General features: G+C 34.1%; 18 protein-coding genes. 9 read left to right on the top strand and 9 right to left on the bottom strand.

The features are described from left to right. From BKH43_RS07805 to BKH43_RS07815, 3 genes are all read right to left on the bottom strand, one after another. The coding region (locus BKH43_RS07805) for a hypothetical protein (protein ID WP_143429061.1) at positions 1 to 1,311 on the bottom strand (1,311 nt) is incomplete at its 3' end. Positions 1,312 to 1,643: 332 nt separating this feature from the next. Continuing rightward, positions 1,644 to 2,768, bottom strand: coding sequence for a lipid A deacylase LpxR family protein (locus tag BKH43_RS07810; protein WP_095230311.1), 1,125 nt, complete (start codon positions 2,766 to 2,768; stop codon positions 1,644 to 1,646). A 10-nt stretch (positions 2,769 to 2,778) separates the two neighbouring features. Beyond that, a complete protein-coding gene (locus BKH43_RS07815; RefSeq protein ID WP_095230314.1) occupies positions 2,779 to 3,351 on the bottom strand; it encodes a flavin reductase in 573 nt (190 codons plus the stop codon). Between the two features lie 126 nt (positions 3,352 to 3,477). Between BKH43_RS07815 and flgA the strand changes: the two genes are divergently transcribed. Next, a complete protein-coding gene (gene flgA / locus BKH43_RS07820; RefSeq protein ID WP_095230316.1) occupies positions 3,478 to 4,164 on the top strand; it encodes a flagellar basal body P-ring formation chaperone FlgA in 687 nt (228 codons plus the stop codon). 55 nt (positions 4,165 to 4,219) lie between these two features. Here flgA and BKH43_RS07825 read toward each other — a convergent pair whose 3' ends face one another. Further along, positions 4,220 to 5,011: a CoA ester lyase gene (locus tag BKH43_RS07825; RefSeq protein WP_095230318.1), complete on the bottom strand. Its 792-nt coding sequence runs from the start codon at positions 5,009 to 5,011 to the stop codon at positions 4,220 to 4,222. A 287-nt stretch (positions 5,012 to 5,298) separates the two neighbouring features. Next, on the bottom strand, positions 5,299 to 5,505 hold the full coding sequence (locus tag BKH43_RS07830) for a hypothetical protein (RefSeq protein WP_095230320.1): 207 nt from the start codon (positions 5,503 to 5,505) through the stop codon (positions 5,299 to 5,301). Positions 5,506 to 5,940: 435 nt separating this feature from the next. Between BKH43_RS07830 and BKH43_RS07835 the strand changes: the two genes are divergently transcribed. The 4 genes from BKH43_RS07835 to hemW are packed head-to-tail and all read left to right on the top strand — an operon-like array spanning position 5,941 to position 9,008. Continuing rightward, a complete protein-coding gene (locus BKH43_RS07835; RefSeq protein ID WP_095230322.1) occupies positions 5,941 to 6,774 on the top strand; it encodes a metal ABC transporter permease in 834 nt (277 codons plus the stop codon). A 10-nt stretch (positions 6,775 to 6,784) separates the two neighbouring features. Next, on the top strand, positions 6,785 to 7,084 hold the full coding sequence (locus tag BKH43_RS07840) for a hypothetical protein (protein WP_095230324.1): 300 nt from the start codon (positions 6,785 to 6,787) through the stop codon (positions 7,082 to 7,084). Next, positions 7,081 to 7,935, top strand: a complete 855-nt coding sequence (locus BKH43_RS07845) for a hypothetical protein (protein WP_095230326.1) — start codon at positions 7,081 to 7,083, stop codon at positions 7,933 to 7,935. The genes BKH43_RS07840 and BKH43_RS07845 overlap by 4 nt, the downstream gene beginning before the upstream one ends. Before the next feature lie 17 nt (positions 7,936 to 7,952). Beyond that, complete coding sequence (gene hemW / locus BKH43_RS07850; protein WP_095230328.1) at positions 7,953 to 9,008, top strand: radical SAM family heme chaperone HemW; 1,056 nt, start codon at positions 7,953 to 7,955, stop codon at positions 9,006 to 9,008. A gap of 268 nt (positions 9,009 to 9,276) precedes the next feature. Here the strand turns inward: hemW and BKH43_RS07855 are convergent, their stop codons facing one another. The 3 genes from BKH43_RS07855 to petA are packed head-to-tail and all read right to left on the bottom strand — an operon-like array spanning position 9,277 to position 12,306. Beyond that, a complete protein-coding gene (locus BKH43_RS07855) occupies positions 9,277 to 10,515 on the bottom strand; it encodes a c-type cytochrome (protein ID WP_253248078.1) in 1,239 nt (412 codons plus the stop codon). After that, positions 10,515 to 11,765 (bottom strand): cytochrome bc complex cytochrome b subunit, encoded by a 1,251-nt coding sequence (locus BKH43_RS07860; RefSeq protein WP_095230330.1) that lies wholly within the window; start codon positions 11,763 to 11,765, stop codon positions 10,515 to 10,517. The genes BKH43_RS07855 and BKH43_RS07860 overlap by 1 nt, the downstream gene beginning before the upstream one ends. Before the next feature lie 10 nt (positions 11,766 to 11,775). After that, positions 11,776 to 12,306, bottom strand: coding sequence for a ubiquinol-cytochrome c reductase iron-sulfur subunit (gene petA, locus BKH43_RS07865; RefSeq protein ID WP_095230332.1), 531 nt, complete (start codon positions 12,304 to 12,306; stop codon positions 11,776 to 11,778). Between the two features lie 334 nt (positions 12,307 to 12,640). On the opposite strand from petA, the gene BKH43_RS07870 reads away from it, so the two are divergent. The 4 genes from BKH43_RS07870 to BKH43_RS07885 all read left to right on the top strand — a co-directional run bounded on the left by BKH43_RS07870 (position 12,641) and on the right by BKH43_RS07885 (position 15,763). After that, positions 12,641 to 13,474, top strand: coding sequence for an NAD+ synthase (locus BKH43_RS07870; protein ID WP_253248079.1), 834 nt, complete (start codon positions 12,641 to 12,643; stop codon positions 13,472 to 13,474). A 10-nt stretch (positions 13,475 to 13,484) separates the two neighbouring features. Further along, positions 13,485 to 14,297, top strand: a complete 813-nt coding sequence (locus tag BKH43_RS07875; protein ID WP_095230334.1) for a 3'-5' exonuclease — start codon at positions 13,485 to 13,487, stop codon at positions 14,295 to 14,297. Positions 14,298 to 14,460: 163 nt separating this feature from the next. Further along, positions 14,461 to 15,213 (top strand): HugZ family heme oxygenase, encoded by a 753-nt coding sequence (locus tag BKH43_RS07880; protein WP_095230336.1) that lies wholly within the window; start codon positions 14,461 to 14,463, stop codon positions 15,211 to 15,213. Between the two features lie 10 nt (positions 15,214 to 15,223). After that, the gene (locus BKH43_RS07885) at positions 15,224 to 15,763 is read left to right on the top strand and encodes a GPR1/FUN34/YaaH family transporter (protein ID WP_095230338.1); all 540 of its coding nucleotides are present in this window, start codon (positions 15,224 to 15,226) and stop codon (positions 15,761 to 15,763) included. Between the two features lie 739 nt (positions 15,764 to 16,502). Here the strand turns inward: BKH43_RS07885 and BKH43_RS07890 are convergent. Beyond that, a partial coding sequence (locus BKH43_RS07890) for a methyl-accepting chemotaxis protein (protein ID WP_253248067.1) occupies positions 16,503 to 16,915 on the bottom strand: 413 nt, incomplete at its 5' end.

Below are 16,915 nucleotides of genomic sequence, written 5' to 3' on the forward strand. Positions count from 1 at the left end.
ATCTCTTAGTTCAATTAATTGAGGATTAGAAGGTAACTTAAGTATTCTCACACTTAAGTTACCTTCTTCTATAGTCTTAGCTACATTTAATGCTTCACTTACAGCTTCACTGTCTTTGGATAAAGAGGTTTTAGTTTTATCCATAGCTATATTAATAACATTAGATATAACTCCTAGTTCATCTTTAGATCTAGTATCTAGTTTAGGTATGTTTATAGCTTTTTCATGGTTTATAACTGCAAAGGTATCTATTAGAGTAGCTTGTATATTTCTTACTCTTTTTATGAAGGCTTTATCTATATAGAAGTAAAAGAAAACTACTATGATGATTATTGCTATGATGGCAGTGATTACTATAGTCCATATTAGGATAGTTACTGGTTTTAGGGCGATGTCTGATGCTACAGACACATACGAACTCCACTTAGTATTAAAGCCTGGTAGCTCGAAAGAGTGATTAGAGATTAGTGCGTAGCCGTGTCTATCTGGTAGGTAGTTTTCAACATTATAGTTTTCTCCAGCAGCTGACCTAGCTGCATTTTTTCTATGATCATCACTATTTACAAGACTGGCAAAAACTTTACCATTAGAGTTAGGGAAGTTACCTACTATAACTGTTCCACGTGGATCAATTATAAGGCGATAAACACCTGACCACTGGTCATTACTAGTATCATTAACTATGCCATTTAGATAGTTAAGATCTATCCTTTGCACCATGGAGCCTACTGTTTTTCCATTTTTAATTAGAGGAAAAGTCATCTGTAAGGCGTAATAGTTAGTCCCTCCAACTTCACCATGCATAGGCTCTCCTAGTGCTGGCTTACCTGTTTCATAAGACTTTTGCATAGGCGGTGAGTTTTTGAATATATTTTCAGCTTCCTTGGCACCTAAAAAAGTTACAGTATCACCCTTTTGAATACCACTTATAGCTACGTTATCGCCTATTTGATATCTTGGATCATCAATCTTAGCGCCTTTTATATAAACTGTAGAAATGATGCCTAGTCTTGTGGCTTTAAGCATGGTTGATATTTCACGCTTTAAAGTAGCAGCACTTAACTCAGCTGCATTATCATCTAGCAAAAGATTTATCTTACTAGCTGCTAGCTTAGTGCTTACACCTACTTGAGAGATACTACTTTCTGTTGTTCTACCAATTTCTATAGAGGCATAGTCTAAAGTTGCATTAACTTGTTTTTTCAAGGCATCTTTTGCGCTTACTATGACTATGGTAGAAAGTATCGCTATAACGATAATAACTACTATGGCAACTACAATGCCTACTTTTAAACTTATGGATTTTCTCATATATACTCCTAATACAATTCATCTTTAAAGCTAATTAAAGACTGTGATAATGCTTAATGCTTTAGTGATACAAAAGGATATTTTTAAATAATCAAGATTAAATTTAATCTTTTTTGTATATGGTCATTTCAAAAAACTAACTTTAGTTTTGCTTAAAGTCCATACTAAAGACTAAATGATAACTTATAAATGTGTGTTTATGGAATCTTTTTCCTAAGATAAGGCTAGAATCTTAAATAAACCTTAAGATAAGACTTACCAGGAGTGAATGATAAGAAAAGATCTTAAATTTTTAGAGAATCTAAGCTTTCTTAAAAAGAGGTATATTAGAGCTAAAAGCTAAAAGCAAGACTAGCACTTCCATAGTCGTTATTAAGTCCTTGTGTTGCAAACTCTTTAGCTTGATGCACTAGAGCAAAGGAGGCTTGAAAGTAACTAAACCCTATCTTTATGCCATACTCAAAGTAGCCTTGTAAGTTAGATAGACTTAGCTTATCAAAACCAACTCTATCTCCTGTGATCTTTAGATCATAAGCCACTACACGTGGGACAACTCCAAAAAAGACAAACATATAAAAGCCCTTTTTAAACACGTAGTTATCAATAGCTGATTTATCTAGTCCATAACCTGCACGTGCGTAGATTCCAAGATCTAACCTTGAAGTGACACTTCCTAGCTCAAGACTAGGGTTTAAGATAAGGTCTGATTGAAAGTAGGATGTGTTTAGGAATCTAAAATAAAAGTTTAAGTCATAGGCTAGGGCTATTAGGGGATAGTTTGTTATCTGATTATCCCAGCCTTTAAACTGAGGGACTTTTATGACTTTATGTAAATCTTCTTGAGTTTGTTTGCCAAGTGCAGCACTACCTAAAACCCCTAACTTTAAAGTTATATCTTGAGTAAAGTCTTCATCTCTTAAAAATAAACCAAAACTACCATAAAGTGTACCTGCATAAGGCCTATCAATAGAATCAAAACTAGCATCATCCTTAGAGTAAGGAGTATAAAGTTTTTGAGTTAGAAAAAAGCTTACGCGAGCTATCTTTGGTCCTGTAAAAAAGAAAGGATCGAGGTATCTTAAAAAACCAACACTTTCTAAGTCTTTACTTATATAGCCTAAAAATGTACCTGCTGTATAGAATCTATCTGGATAACCACCTACCATGTTATTAGCATCACCAAAGGCACTATAAGCGTCATTTTCAGAGATAAGTGCTACTGTGTGAAGTCTATAGTAGCCTTTGCTTACTAGACTAGCTTCAAAGGCTTTTTTGGCTTTTGTTTTTTCTACTTTCTCTTTCTTTTTGGCTGCTTTTACCTCTTTAGCAAGAGCGGCTTTTTTGGCTAAGCTTTCTTGCCTACTTAAACTAGAACTTTCATCTAAACTACTTGCTAAAACAACACCTAAAGCTAAAATAAACACTAAGGCAAATCGCAAAATACTCTTTTTTATCATCTAGTAATACCTATATATCTTTTAAAGTGCAATCTGTATAGCCCTTCCCAACCCTACCTATAGAATCTAAGTCAAACTTCAAATTATCATTAAAAATCTCATCTCTAATATAGGCCTCTTTAGCCCTCAAAAATACGCTAAAACTACCTGCACTAAAAGATAGTATGTCTTCTAAAGTACAAAAGTAGGCTACATCTATACTTTTAGCTATAGGAGGAAAGGTACTAAGTGGTGAAAAAAGCTCTATGCCAAACTCACTTGCTTCACTTTTATCAAAGTCTAGCTCAGTGCTTGTTAGTTCCATAAACTTGGCATTTTTAAAACTAGGAAGTGAGATTGAAGCAAGCTTTGTGTCTTTTAGATTCTTTAAAGTATCTTTCTCTTCTCCGCTACTTTTCATAGTTAGGGCTAAAGAAAAGATAACTGGACTTGAGCAAATTGGTGCAAAAAAACTAAAAGGAGCTAGGTTTACAACGCCATTTTTAGATACAGTTGAAACCCATGCTATAGGGCGAGGTACTACAGTGTTACTTAAAAGCTTATAGCTAGAGAGTTTAGAAGCACTTTGCAAGTCATAAATCATCGTTTAATCCTTTTAAGATTGATTATAATAGGAAAAATAGGTTTTTGCGCATTACATTACTACTATAGCTCTTATTTTCAGTATGCATTTAAGTTAGCCTATAAGACTAGTACTAAGGAAGAATAGATGTTAAGATATATACTATTATCTCTAAGCCTTTTATGCTTCCTAATGGCAAATCAAACTACCATAAACCAAAACACAAAACTAAACAATATAGAATCTATAAAAGAGTATATAAAAGATAGCTATCTTTCAAAGTATCAAAACTTACATATTAATGAAGTAACTTTTAGTGCTAGAAGTTCACTTGATATAGAACACATTAAGATTTTAAACATGAAGCTTTTATCACTTAGCACTAACTCTGGTTACTTAAGGCTTAAGTATGAGTATAAAAACTCTATCTTAGAAGATAGTCTTAGCTATAACATAAAAGCTAGTATAGAAGCCTTCAAGGCAAAAAGAGACATAGGGATGAATGAAAACCTAAGCTTAGACTTATTAAATGAGTCTTTAATACCTTTTAGCAAAGGTGGTCTAGCAAGTAAGAACTTAGTCTTAAACTCAGCTAGCAAAGTTTTTATACAAAAAGATTCTATCATCTTAGATAGGATGTTAAAACCAGCCATCTTAGTTAGGATAAATGAGCTAGCAACTGCTAGAACTAAGATAGGTGGTGTGGTAGTTGAAAGTACAGTTAGGGCCTTGCAAAATGGCGCTATGGGCGATATCATAAAAGTAAAGACACTAGATAGCAACAAGATATTACAAGGAAGCGTAACTGGGAGTAATCAAATAGAGATACGCTAAAAGTTATTTTTAAAAAACCTAACTAAGCTTAAAAAACTTAGTTTATGTGCAAGCTTTAAATCTCTCCGAGTAAAGACTTAGCTTTTAGTATCACAGGTAAATCAACCATAGCACCTTCAAAACTAAAGACTGCATTATCATGCATTTTGGCAAGGCGCAAGATCTCTTTTGCCCAAGCTAACTCTTTGGCATTTGGCGAGTATGTATCATTAGCTATCTCTACTTGATTAGGATGTATACAGAGGGCACCTCCAAAGCCCATACTTTTTACCCTCTCACACTCTTTTTTAAAGCCTGCTTTATCTTCAAACTTTGCATACACGCCATTTAGTGGCTTTTCAAGATTAAACATCTTTGATACTAAAACCATCTTTGCTTTTATGGTGTCTAAGACAAACTCCTTTCCACAACCCTCTTCTAAGCCCATATCAAGACTTAGATCTAGTACGCCTATGCTTAGTGCTAGCAAATTTCTAGCTTTTATAAGGCTTTCTAAACTATAAACTGCAAGTGAAGATTCTATAAGAGCTAAAACTTTATACTCTATACTTTCTATCTCATCTTTATTATCAGCCTTAGGAAGCATGATACCTTTTAGGCTAGGTTTTATAGAATCTAAAAGCTTTAAATCTTCTTTATGCATGTTAGATTCAAAGCTATTTATACGTACGAAAAATCTAGCTTCTTCATTATCCCCAGCAAACCTTGCTATATTTTCCCTAGCCTTGCTTTTACCTTCTTCATTAACCGTGTCTTCTAGGTCAAATATCACAGAACTAGTATTTAAACTAAAAGCTTTTTTGAATCTATCTTCCCTGCTAGCAGGTACAAAAAGTAAACTTTTCATCTAATCCCTTTTAATAATATCTAGTTGTTTTATAATTAAAAAACTAATAACTAAAATTAGCATCAGTCGTAAGTCTACACTAGTTTTTAAAGATTTATAGTATTTTTGAAGTTTTATTAATAAAGCTAGTTTGTTGGCTAGCCACTTAGGCAGATAGCTTTTAGATTCTATATAAGGATGATGTTTTAGGAGTGATAGGCCTAGGAGTTTGCCTAATCTTAAGACTTGCTAGACCCCATTTCTTGCAAACCTTAAGTAGGTGTAAGGATTATAAAATGGCCCTCACACTAGCGTTTGATAGTAGACTTTGCAACCTTTTTAGAGCTAGTGTTTTCTGAGTGAGCGACGTAATCTCTATATGAGTCATAAGTGCTAGCGTCTATCTTACCTGCGTTTTTTAGAGTAAGTAGAATGTTGTAGGCTGTCATAACGGCAAGTTGATCAAGTTGACTTTGCTCTCTTAGCTGAATTGATTTTTTTACTTGTCCTACCATCTGTAATCCTTTATTTGATATGGAGTAATTCTAAAATGTTTTTTTATACTTTTATCTTAATGTTTCTTTAAAAACGAAAAATTAATAAAAATTTCTTTTTCTTTTTTACTTATAAGTAAAGTATATATTACTAAATAGAGGTATTTATCACTACCTTTCTATATAGCCTTAGATACTTATAGACTTAAAAATTAACACTTAATTATAGTTTTATTTTACTAAATAGAAAAATACTGAGGTAATAATTTTAATTATTTAGGCTTTAAAGCTAACCTAAAGACTTTAAGTAAACTAAATCTAACCAAACTAAAAGCTTTGTATCATCAAGTGTATAAAGTAGGTCTTAACTATAGACATTATTAAGATGCATATTTATAAAAAGTTGGTAGCTATGTTATGATACTTAGATTAGTAAAGTACACTTCAAGGCTAAAAATGGAATCCTTTTTAAGCACTTTTTCATTTTTTAACAACTCTTTTATATTAAATGCTCTAATTGCCATAGTGCTTATAAGCATCATAAGCGGCATCATAGGCTCTTTACTTGTAAGCTCTAAGGCAGTGTTTATAGGTGGTGGAGTTGCACACTGTGCTTATGGAGGTATAGGTATAGCCATCTTTTTTGGTTTTTCTACTGTTATAGGTGCAGCAGGTGCAGCCATCATAGTAGCCTTGCTTTTATCTTTTGTAAAACAGCAAAATGAGACCTTCTTAGACACCTTTAGCACTATACTTTGGGCCTTTGGTATGGCAGTTGGTGTGATATTTATGGATCTAACCCCTAGTTTTAATGCAAACTTAGAATCTTATCTCTTTGGCTCCCTAGTAGCTATTGACACAGCTCTTTTCATACCTATCATAGTCTTTGATATCATCCTCTTAGTCTTTGTTGGAATCTACTATAAAGAGATACTGGGTGTAAGCTATGATTCAGAGTTCTGCAAGCTCCTAGGGCTTAAAACTAAACTTTTTTATAATATAATATTTGTACTAATTGCCATAGGTATAATTTTTAGCATGCAAATCTCGGGGTTAATCTTAGTCTTAGCCATGCTTTCTATCCCTGCTTATAGTGCTACTTTGGTAGTTAAAAGCTTGGGTATGCAGATGTTGTTAGCAAGCTTTTTATCCTTGGTTTTTATGTGCGTTGGACTGTTTTTTAGCTATAAGCTAAACATAAGCTCTGGGGCAAGTACTGTCATGTGTGCCCTAGTTTTTATGGTAATAGCTCTGATTATAAAAAAATTAGCTTTAAAAAAGAGATTATAAAAGGTATTTGATGTCCACTAAACCAACACTAGACTTGCCTATAGAAGAAAAGCTTTTGCAAGTAGAAAAACTTACTAAGCGTTCACTAAAGATAACTATCATTGCCTCTTTTCTAGCTATATTCTTACTACTTTTAATACTTATAAGTTTACTTGTAGAAGTAAGTGCTACAGCAGGTATAGTTAGAGATCTAAAGAAAGTGCAATCTAATGTTGCCACCATGGGTACTGAGATAGATAAAATAAAGTCATCCCCAAGTATCAAGCTTTATGAAGACGCTAAGGGGATAGTTAAAAGGATAGTGCAATGAAAAAGCTCTACTTACTGTTAATACCTCTTCTAGGGCTTAGCCTGCTTAAAGCAGCAGATACTACTGGTACTACAGATCCTAACGATAGCACTTACTCAGATCTTAACTCCAACAAAGCACAATACCACTTCAAAGTTACAGGCGGTATCATGAAGTATACTTATGATGAACCTGGCGTTATGAATATACAAGGCAGCATGCTAGAGCTTGGCGTGATGAATGGTATCTCTTATCAACACCTTTTTATAAAAGCAGACTTAAGTGCTAGTGGTATAGGTGATAATACCTATACTGGGAGTGCTGTAAACCTAAGCACTGGAGCTAAAACTCCACTTAGTGCAACTAGTGTTGATAGAGCTTTTAATATGTCTATAGGCATAGGTGGTATATATACTTACTCTATATTTGAAGCTTATGTCACTATAGGTGTAGGTGCTAGGGCTTTATTAAACAACATCTTAAGTGATGCTGCTTATAGTAGAAAGCAGATTTATTACTACATACCTATAACTGTAAACACGAAGTTTTCGCTAAATGACAAACTAGTCTTGCTAATAGAAGGAACTTATAGACGTGTTTTTGGTGGCTATAACATAAGCTACTTTAGTAACATAGGCTATGATAGCGACCTAACCTTCCATCAGCAAACTGGTAATAGCTTTGAAATATCTATAGGCCTAGGATATAAGCTAAATACTGGTATAGCTAGTATGGCTATAGTTTATGATCAGTACGCTATAGGAGATTCTGACTTGCAGCCACTTTTTAAAGGTGGTGTGTATAAAGGACTTTTCTTAGAACCGGCTAATACAACTAGTACTCTAGGTGTAAGACTAGGCTATGAGTTCTAAGGAGTTTATATACTAAAGTGACCCTCTATCTTCACATACCTTTTTGTGATAGCAAGTGTGGCTACTGTGCTTTTTACTCTCAAACTAATCAAGAACATCTAATAAAGCCTTATCTAGAAGCCTTAACTCTAGATCTAAGCTACCAGCTAAAACACTATGATATTAAAAGTATAGAATCAGTTTTTATAGGTGGAGGTACTCCTAATATATTAGATTCTAAATCTTATGAAGGACTTTTTAACCTTATAACTCCTCTCTTAAAAGATGATGCTGAAGTAAATATAGAAGCTAATGTCAACTTGATAAGCAAGCAGTGGTGTGATAGTCTTGTCTCTTTTGGGGCAACTAGGCTTAGTGTGGGAGTACAAAGCTTTTATGAAGATAAGCTAAAGCTTTTAGAAAGGCAACATAGCACAAAAGATATAGCTAAAAGCTTAGAACTTGCAAACAGTTTTAAAAACAAAAGTATAGATCTAATCTATGACACAGCCCTAGATTCTAAAGCTAGACTAAAACATGAGCTAGAGTGTGCTTTAAAACTAGATATAAACCATATATCTTGCTACTCACTTAGTGTAGATAAAGATTCTAGTTTTGCCCTAAAAGATACATCATCTAAGGTGTCAAATCACACTCAGTCAAACTTTATAAAGCAGTTTTTAGAATCTAAGGGTGCTTTTCAGTATGAAGTCTCAAACTTTGCCTTACCTTATAAATGTCAGCATAACCTTTCTTACTGGAAGGGTAAAGACTACCTTGGAGTTGGTGTGGCAAGTGTTTCTAAGGTTAACTGTAAAGACAAAGGGGCCAAAAGACTTTATGCAAGCAAAGATTTAAAAGGATATATCACTAACCCAATTAAGCGTTTAGAAGAAAACTTAAGCTTAGATGACTTAAGGACTGAAGAGTTATTTCTAGGACTAAGAAGTGAGGTAGGGGTTGAAACTTTTAGCTTTAACAAAAAACTTTTAAATGACTTACAAGATAAAGTTTATATAAAAGAAGGAAGATTTTATGCAAAAGACTTATTTGTCGCTGATGAGATAGCCTTATGGCTACTTAGAAGAATTTAGATTCTAAAGCCTAAGATTACAAAACACAAACACTCATTTTAACAACTACTATAAAGAGCTTAGTAAAACTTTAAAATAGCACTTAAATAACTTTTCTACTTAAAAGGCATAACTCTATAAACACTTTTTAACTTATGAGAAAATGTATGGTGGGCTTTATAATAAGACAGGATTAAAAGCTATTAGAAATTTGCAATCTTAAAGCCCCCTCCTTAAAAGGGAGAAGGCTTTAAATATAAGGTAGTAAGGCAAAAATCTAGAAAAGATATTAATGTATATCTTTCCAGATTTTAATTTTCCATATGAAGGCTAAGATCGCAAGAATGATGAAGAATATCATGATTTTAATTCCCAAAGAATCTCTTTGATCTTTTTTGCTATCACCTACTTTTTGTAAGTAGTTAACAACTTGAACTTCAGCAGCTTTTGTTAAACCAACTCTTGGCATAGACTTACCTATAGGCATAGCATCCATGCTTAAAGCCATATTAGTATAGTCATCTTCTGACTGATAAGCATCTTTCATGGTATTAGCCGGTAGTTTTATACCATAGTCACTTGCAGTCTTAGCTTGTATAGCATTGATTTTAGCATCCATGTCTTTTTTATCTAAGTTAGCTGGAAGAGCTTTAATCTCTTTGTTTTGAGCCTCTTTAACAAGTTTAGAAATGATGTTTTTCTTAATATCTTCTAAAGGTACGTTTTGAGGGTTGTTTATAAACTTAGCTAAACCGTCAATTCCTTTCACACGTATCATCATTGATAGATCCGGAGCATGGGCACCTAGATACTTAGCTACATCATCAGATGGAGTTAAGGCTTGTAAACCTTCACCATAGTGAGATTTTAGTTTTTGACCAACTTCTTTTCCAAAGTATTCATCATACTGACCTTTGTCGTAGTTTACAGAGTGACATCTTTCGCAAGCATTTTTGAAGACTTCTTTATCGCTTAAGGCCTTAGGTGCGATACTAGCAAAGTAAGCAACTAAATCAGCAATGTCTGCATTACTTAAGCCTAAGCCATCTGCACTTGGCATAGGGAAACTTGGTTTTCCTTTGTTGAACTCAGCACACTTAGCCGCTTCTTCGCCAGTTAAGCCAGAACAACTTGTTTGAAACTTAGCAGTAAGCCTATTAGCTCTTACTGGATCTTTTATAAAGTGAGCAAGATACTTATGATCATAAATTAAACCTACATCTGATAAATCAGGCGGAACTACACCAAAGGCAGCTGCTGCATCTGCATTACTATTTGGAGCTTTGATTCCTTGAGAATGTATACCGTGACATGCAGCACAAGTGCTAGTTGCTATCATCTTACCTTTTGCTACGTCACCATGGCTTAAGTCTATCTTGCCAAGTCTATCTAAATCTCTATATTGATAATCAGCTGGAGCAGTTTTAGGGTACATCACTGAATGAGCAAGAGGCTCAACACCCCAATAAATTATCCCAAAGATTATTATTAGTATGATGAGCATTCCAATTTCTTTTAGTGCCTTCATTATTTAGCTCCTCCTTCTTTGCGTTGATATTTTTTGCGTTCATATACAGTAACCCAAGGTAGCACTATAAATAAAAGCACTAAGAAACCTACAGAGAAAACAAGTCCAACATACTTAGCATTTCCTTCTGGTGGTAGCTTTCCAAAGATAGTAAGAACTATTAGGTCAATGATTAATAATATAAAAAATACCATAAAGCCTGGACGCTTATGAGCAGGTTTCACAACAGGACTTCTATCTAACCATGGTATGAAGAAGAATATTATCTGAGCTATACCAAAAGCTATCAAGCCAAGGTCTGCATTAAAGAACCATCCTCTTAATACTTCATAACTCCATAAGAAGTACCACTCAGGATAAATGTGCACTGGAGTAGCCAAACTATTAGCCCTTTCAAAGTTAACAGGGTCCATAGCAAAGTCAAAGTGATATCCAACTAGATAGAAGAAAAAGATCATAAATACACTAAGCACAAATATATCTTTACTTAAGAATACTGGCCAAAAAGGTATAACTTTAGAAGTTTTTTTCTTACCTTCCATGTATTTTTTAGATTCTGCTTCAAAATCTATCTCTTCGCCATCTTTGTTGTTAACGTGAGGAACTCTAAGAGAGTAAAAGTGGATAGCAATAACAGCTAAGATGATTACAGGTATTAAAAATACGTGTAGCATAAAGAATCTTGTTAAGGTAGCATCTTGAACTATATAGTTACCTCTAATCCAATCAACCAAGTCCGGACCGATAACTGGTACTTGACCAAAAAGGTTAGTTATAACAGTAGCTGCCCAGTAGCTCATTTGCCCCCATGGCAACATATATCCGCTAAAGGCTTCCGCAGAAAAGAAAACAAAAAGTAGCATACCTGTTACCCATATCATTTCTCTGCCTCTTTTATAAGAGCCATAATATATAGCAACAAACATGTGTATGTAGATAATAACAAACACTATACTAGCGGCTACTGCGTGTATATGACGCCACATCCATCCATAGGCAACTTCTTGCATGATAGTATAGTTAACACTATCATAAGCCAAATTAGCATCTGGCTTATAGTACATCAACAAAAATATCCCAGAAACTATCAAAACAGCAAAAAGGCCAAGAAGCACAACGCCCATAGCCCATAAAAAGTTGATATTTTTAGGTATCCAATATTCCGTCATTAAGACTTTTGTTAAAGTCTTAGTTCCTAAGCGTTGGTCCATCCAATCACTAAAGTTCTTCGCTTTCCTTATGTGTGCCATTTATGTCTCCTTAAGCCTTAGCTTTCATCATATCTTCATACTCTTTGCCTGTTTCACCTAGTAAAAGTGTAGTGGCACCTGTAACTTTAAAAGGTGGCATGTCAAATGGTCTAGGTGGTGGAGTTCCAGCGATGTTTATACCATCTTCAGTGTACTCACCGCCATGACATGGGCAAAAGAACTGATTAATATCTGGTTTCCAGATAGGTATACAACCTAAGTGAGTACAGATCTGTATACCTATAGTATAGGCACCATCCCCTAGTTTAAAGTCACGGTAAGCAACGAAGTTTTCTGTGCTTCTTTTCCTTCTCATATAGATTGGTTTACCCCTCCATGTAGTAGTCCTAAACTCACCTTCTTTCATACCAGCAAGGTCCACTGTTGTAAATCCAGCAGAGACTATGCTAGGGAGTGGGTCCCAAGTCCTCTTTATGCCATAGATTGTCGCTATAACCCCAAGTATAGCAAACCCCCCTACGGTCATACCCATAAAGTCTCGTCTTTTGACGTCTTTGACTTCGTTCACATCATCAGCCATGTTTTACTCCTTATACAAAAACTCGTAATTTTACTCACTGTGGAATTCATTATATTCCTTTATCAATTAATAATATTACGCTTCAAATAAAAATTATGTTTCCATCTTTCAAGTAGGTGTTGGCAACCGCTGATTTTAGTTTAAACAAGCTTAAATACAAATTAGCGGAGTGGCAAATACCAAAGATTAGGGATCATTTTAGAGTATGAAAAATGAGTTTTATTTGATTTAAGATAGAATCTCTATTGATTTGCCTAGTAGCACTTTAAGTAACAAAGTAAGCTAGTAGCTTTAAGCTTTAGTTTAAAAACTAACTATATTCAAGGAGTAGCAAGTGGATATCTCTTTAGAACAACTAGTAAAAGATATAACTAGATTTATCAATGAAACTATGGAAGAAAAAGGTTTTAGCAACCTAGTCTTAGGCTTAAGTGGCGGCATAGATAGTGCAGTAGTAGCACTTTTATGCAAAAAAGCATTTCTAGATTCTAAAAAAGATACAAAAAACTTACTTTGCCTTCTTATGCCTTCAAGCACTTCAAGTAAAGAAAGTTTAAAAGATGCTAATGAGCTTTGTACCAAACATAATTTAAACCATAAACTAGCAAGCATAAAAGCCCTAGATTTAGCCTTCATAGAACAGTACCCAGAAGCTAGCAGCTTACAAAGAGGTAACTTTTGTGCAAGGATGCGCATGGCTACACTTTACTACCACTCAAGCCTTACTAATGCTCTAGTTGTAGGCACTAGTAATAAAAGTGAGCTACTACTTGGCTATGGAACTATGTATGGTGACTTAGCTTGTGCTTTTAACCCTATATCTTCCCTTTATAAAAGTGATATTTTTGCCTTAGCTAGGTTTTTAGAAGTACCAGATTCTATACTTACAAAGGCACCAAGTGCTGATCTTTATGAAAGCCAAAAAGATGAAGATGAGATAGGATACAAATACGCTGAGATAGATAGTTTCTTAAAAGACTATGAAAGATTTAAAAACTTACAGAATCTAAGCCTAAAAGAAGTCTTTAAAAATGTGGAGTTTAAAGCCTTAGAAAATATTTATGGTAAAGATATGACAAAAAGCTTGATAGAAAGGATCAAAAAAAACGCCTTTAAAAGACAAAACTCTAAGTTTTTTGATATAGAAAGCTTAGTGCTGAAAGACTAAGGGGCAAAAAGTGATATGTGTATTTGATATAGAAACAGTTCCTGATGTAGAGTTACTAAAAACTATATATAAGTATGAAGGAAGCAACCTAGAGATATGCGAGCTTGCATTTAATGCCCAACAAGCAGTGAGTAATAGCACTTTTCTACCACTTTGCTTTCATAAAGTCATATCTATAGCAAGTGTTATAGCTGATGACTTTGGTAACTTCAAAAAAGTAGGTAGCTTTGGCAAAGGTGCTAGCTTAGAAGAAAGGGAAGAAGTTATACTAAATGAGTTTGCTAGCTTTTTAAATAAAAGCAACCCAAGACTTATAAGCTTTAATGGTAGAGGTTTTGACTTACCAGTTATTTGTTTAAGGGCTATGAAATACAACATCAGCCTTGGTGCCTACTATGAAGAATCTAACCCAGCACTTAATAAAAGTAAGTGGGAAAACTATAGACAAAGATATAGTGAAAAGTTTCATCTTGACTTATTTGACACTCTTGGAAGCTTTGGAGCAACGCGCGCTTTAAATCTAGACACAGTTTGCAAGATGGCAAATATAATGGGAAAGTATGAGGTAGCAGGAGGTGATGTCTATAAGCTAGCTTATGAAAAAAATGATCTAGATTCTATAGATATCTACTGCCAAAGTGATGTTATAAATACCTACTGGCTATTTTTAAAATATGAACTAACTAAGTCTAATCTCACTTTAAATGACTATGCTAGCTATTTAAAAACGATGCAAAGTAGTATCCCGCAAACTTTAAACTTCAGCAAAAGTCTAAATGAAAGCATAAATGAGGAGTTAAAAAAGATAGAACCAAAACTATAAAAATGTTGTTACGTATATGGAATATTGTAAGTGAATTATTGTTACATATTTTCAAAGTATATGCTTTAAATTAGGTACTTTAATCATAAAAAAGACTAATCAAAGAAAGCAAAGATAGAATCACAAAAGGCAAGGTCAAGCCAAACTTATAAAAAGGAAAAAAATGGACTTAAAATTAATCATATCTCACATGAATGATCATCACAAAGACGAGGTAGTAGCACTAGCTAATACCTATGGGAACTTAAAAGCAAAAAGTGCTGAACTTTTAGATTTAAATGAAGACGGTTTAAAGATAGAAGCAAAAGATGGCAAGGAAAATGTGATAGTTAACGTGCCTTTTCCAAAAAAAACTGATCCTAAAGACTACAAAGACGCAATAATAAAGCTATGTCAAAACCTAAATATGAAAAGTGCTGACATTTCTAAAGAATTAGAAAACTTTAAACTTGAGTTTAGCTCAATAGTACTTGCAACGCTAAATAAAGAAAAGCATGTGTCTGCAAGTTATGCTCCACTTATAAACTATAAAGGTAAAAGTTATATCTATATAAGTGAAGTAAGTGAACACTATGAAAACATTAAGCTACACCCAAGCAATATAGAATCTATGTTCTTAGAAGATGAAAGCAAAGCTAAAAATCCTATCGCTAGAAAAAGGCTTAGATTCCAAACTCAGGCTACTTTTATAGATAGAGGCGAGTTTTTCGATGAAGTTTTTGACAGCTTTGTTCACAAAGAGGGAAGTGGCGGAGGGATTAAACAAATCAGGAATATGCTTGATTTTCACTTAGTAGAACTAAGTTTTGGAAAGGGCAGATTTGTAAAAGGATTCGGACAAGCTTATGACATCTTAGAAAATGGGGATGTTATAAGCCTGGCAAGCGGCGGTATGCCTCATACTATTAAAAAATAAAGGATTGAATATGAATTTTAAAAATACTAACCCAGCACCCCTAGGGCTATTTGGTTTTGCTCTTACCACCTTTCTTCTTTCAGCGATAAATGCTGAGTGGATATCATCTTCTAGCTTAGGCGTTGTCCTAGCTATGGCTGTTATCTTTGGTGGTATTGTGCAGCTATTAGTAGGTTTTTTTGAGTATCCAAAAGGTAACACTTTTGGTTTCGTTGTATTTGCGAGCTATGGAGTTTTCTGGTTATCTTATGTGTTATTAGTACATTTCTTCGGAGACAAACTAACAGCTGGTGGTTTAGGAACCTACCTTATCCTATGGGCTATCCTAACACTTGTTTACTTTATAGGTTCACTTAAAGGTTCTAAAACTGTAGCCTTAGTGCTTATCCTTCTTGTTGTAACTTTTGTGCTACTAGCTATAGGTGCATGGACAAACATCAATGGTTGGAATGTAACTGGTGGATACTTTGGACTTGTAACTGCTGTAATTGCTTTCTATGCAGGTGCTGCTCAGTTCATAGGTTCTTGCTACAAAAAAGAAGTTGCTTAAGGAGCAAACAAGCTTTGTGAAACATTTTTTTGATTTATGATTAATTAAAAGATGCCTCTACTCTTTAGGGAGTAGCGGCTTATATATCAAAAGATATGCCTTCATTAACTTCTTTTTTAGCTTTATATCCCCCAAAACCCAAAACTAAATCAGACTAACCCAAGAAAGAGGCTAGTAATAAATATAAGTATTATGTAGTCTCTTTAGCTTGCTATGCAACTAGACATTATTTTAATGCTAGCAGTGATTACAAGTCATAGAGCGTTTAATCTAATATCCTATCTTCTATATTTCACTTTTCACTAAAACAAAAATAGTATAAAGGCCATTACTTTTAGCATAAAATTTACACACTAACAATGTCATTGCAAGACTTTCCTTAGCAAGCATGACAGTCTCAAGCTTTAAAGATAGAATCTAAACCCCAGATTCTATCTCTTCTCTTTCCCTTTTCCTATCTCTTATCTCTCTCTTCTTCTATCTTCTTTATACACCTACCAACCTATAAGTCTATCTATCCTAGTAGACCCTATAAACTAACCTAATAAACCTAACCCCATCTACTAGTCTAATAAGTCCATCTATTCCATAACTCTTAGTCTAACTCTATAACTCTAAAAGTCTAAAAATTTACCTATCCTAACAAATCCAATAAACCAATCTAATAAATCTATCTATCTAACAACCCCACCTATCTATCAACCTACCTTCCCCCTATAAGCCTACTTAACAAGTCTCCTCACACCTTCTTCCTATTAGCATCACTCATTATCTCATCTGCTATATGAGTTACATTACTAGATATCTTAGTAGCATCATCAGCTATATTTACATTACCTTGAGTAGATTGTTCTAATAAAGATATAGCATCATTTATTTGAGTTATACCATTAGCTTGTTCTTTTATAGATTCAGCCATATCATTAATAGATTGAACTAAGATATTAGTATTAGATTCTATTTCTCCTAAAGACTTTTGAGTTCTTTCTGCTAGTTTTCTTACTTCATCTGCTACTACTGCAAAGCCTCTTCCATGTTCTCCTGCACGTGCAGCTTCTATAGCTGCATTAAGAGCTAAGAGATTTATTTGATCTGCTATGTCTTTAATAATAACAGTAACACTTTTAATATCTTCAGATTGAGAGATAACTT

The sequence above is a fragment of the Helicobacter sp. 13S00401-1 genome (genome assembly GCF_002272925.1).
Lineage (GTDB): Bacteria > Campylobacterota > Campylobacteria > Campylobacterales > Helicobacteraceae > Helicobacter_I.

Excerpts from the sequence above, each read along its gene's own strand:
- BKH43_RS07860 (WP_095230330.1), bottom strand. The coding sequence starts at position 11,765 with ATGGCACACATAAGGAAAGCGAAGAACTTTAGTGATTGGATGGACCAA.
- BKH43_RS07845 (WP_095230326.1), top strand. The coding sequence starts at position 7,081 with ATGAAAAAGCTCTACTTACTGTTAATACCTCTTCTAGGGCTTAGCCTG.
- flgA (WP_095230316.1), top strand. The coding sequence starts at position 3,478 with ATGTTAAGATATATACTATTATCTCTAAGCCTTTTATGCTTCCTAATG.
- BKH43_RS07885 (WP_095230338.1), top strand. The coding sequence starts at position 15,224 with ATGAATTTTAAAAATACTAACCCAGCACCCCTAGGGCTATTTGGTTTT.
- BKH43_RS07840 (WP_095230324.1), top strand. The coding sequence starts at position 6,785 with ATGTCCACTAAACCAACACTAGACTTGCCTATAGAAGAAAAGCTTTTG.
- BKH43_RS07810 (WP_095230311.1), bottom strand. The coding sequence starts at position 2,768 with ATGATAAAAAAGAGTATTTTGCGATTTGCCTTAGTGTTTATTTTAGCT.
- BKH43_RS07855 (WP_253248078.1), bottom strand. The coding sequence starts at position 10,515 with ATGAAGGCACTAAAAGAAATTGGAATGCTCATCATACTAATAATAATC.
- BKH43_RS07880 (WP_095230336.1), top strand. The coding sequence starts at position 14,461 with ATGGACTTAAAATTAATCATATCTCACATGAATGATCATCACAAAGAC.
- BKH43_RS07835 (WP_095230322.1), top strand. The coding sequence starts at position 5,941 with ATGGAATCCTTTTTAAGCACTTTTTCATTTTTTAACAACTCTTTTATA.
- petA (WP_095230332.1), bottom strand. The coding sequence starts at position 12,306 with ATGGCTGATGATGTGAACGAAGTCAAAGACGTCAAAAGACGAGACTTT.
- BKH43_RS07830 (WP_095230320.1), bottom strand. The coding sequence starts at position 5,505 with ATGGTAGGACAAGTAAAAAAATCAATTCAGCTAAGAGAGCAAAGTCAA.
- BKH43_RS07825 (WP_095230318.1), bottom strand. The coding sequence starts at position 5,011 with ATGAAAAGTTTACTTTTTGTACCTGCTAGCAGGGAAGATAGATTCAAA.
- BKH43_RS07815 (WP_095230314.1), bottom strand. The coding sequence starts at position 3,351 with ATGATTTATGACTTGCAAAGTGCTTCTAAACTCTCTAGCTATAAGCTT.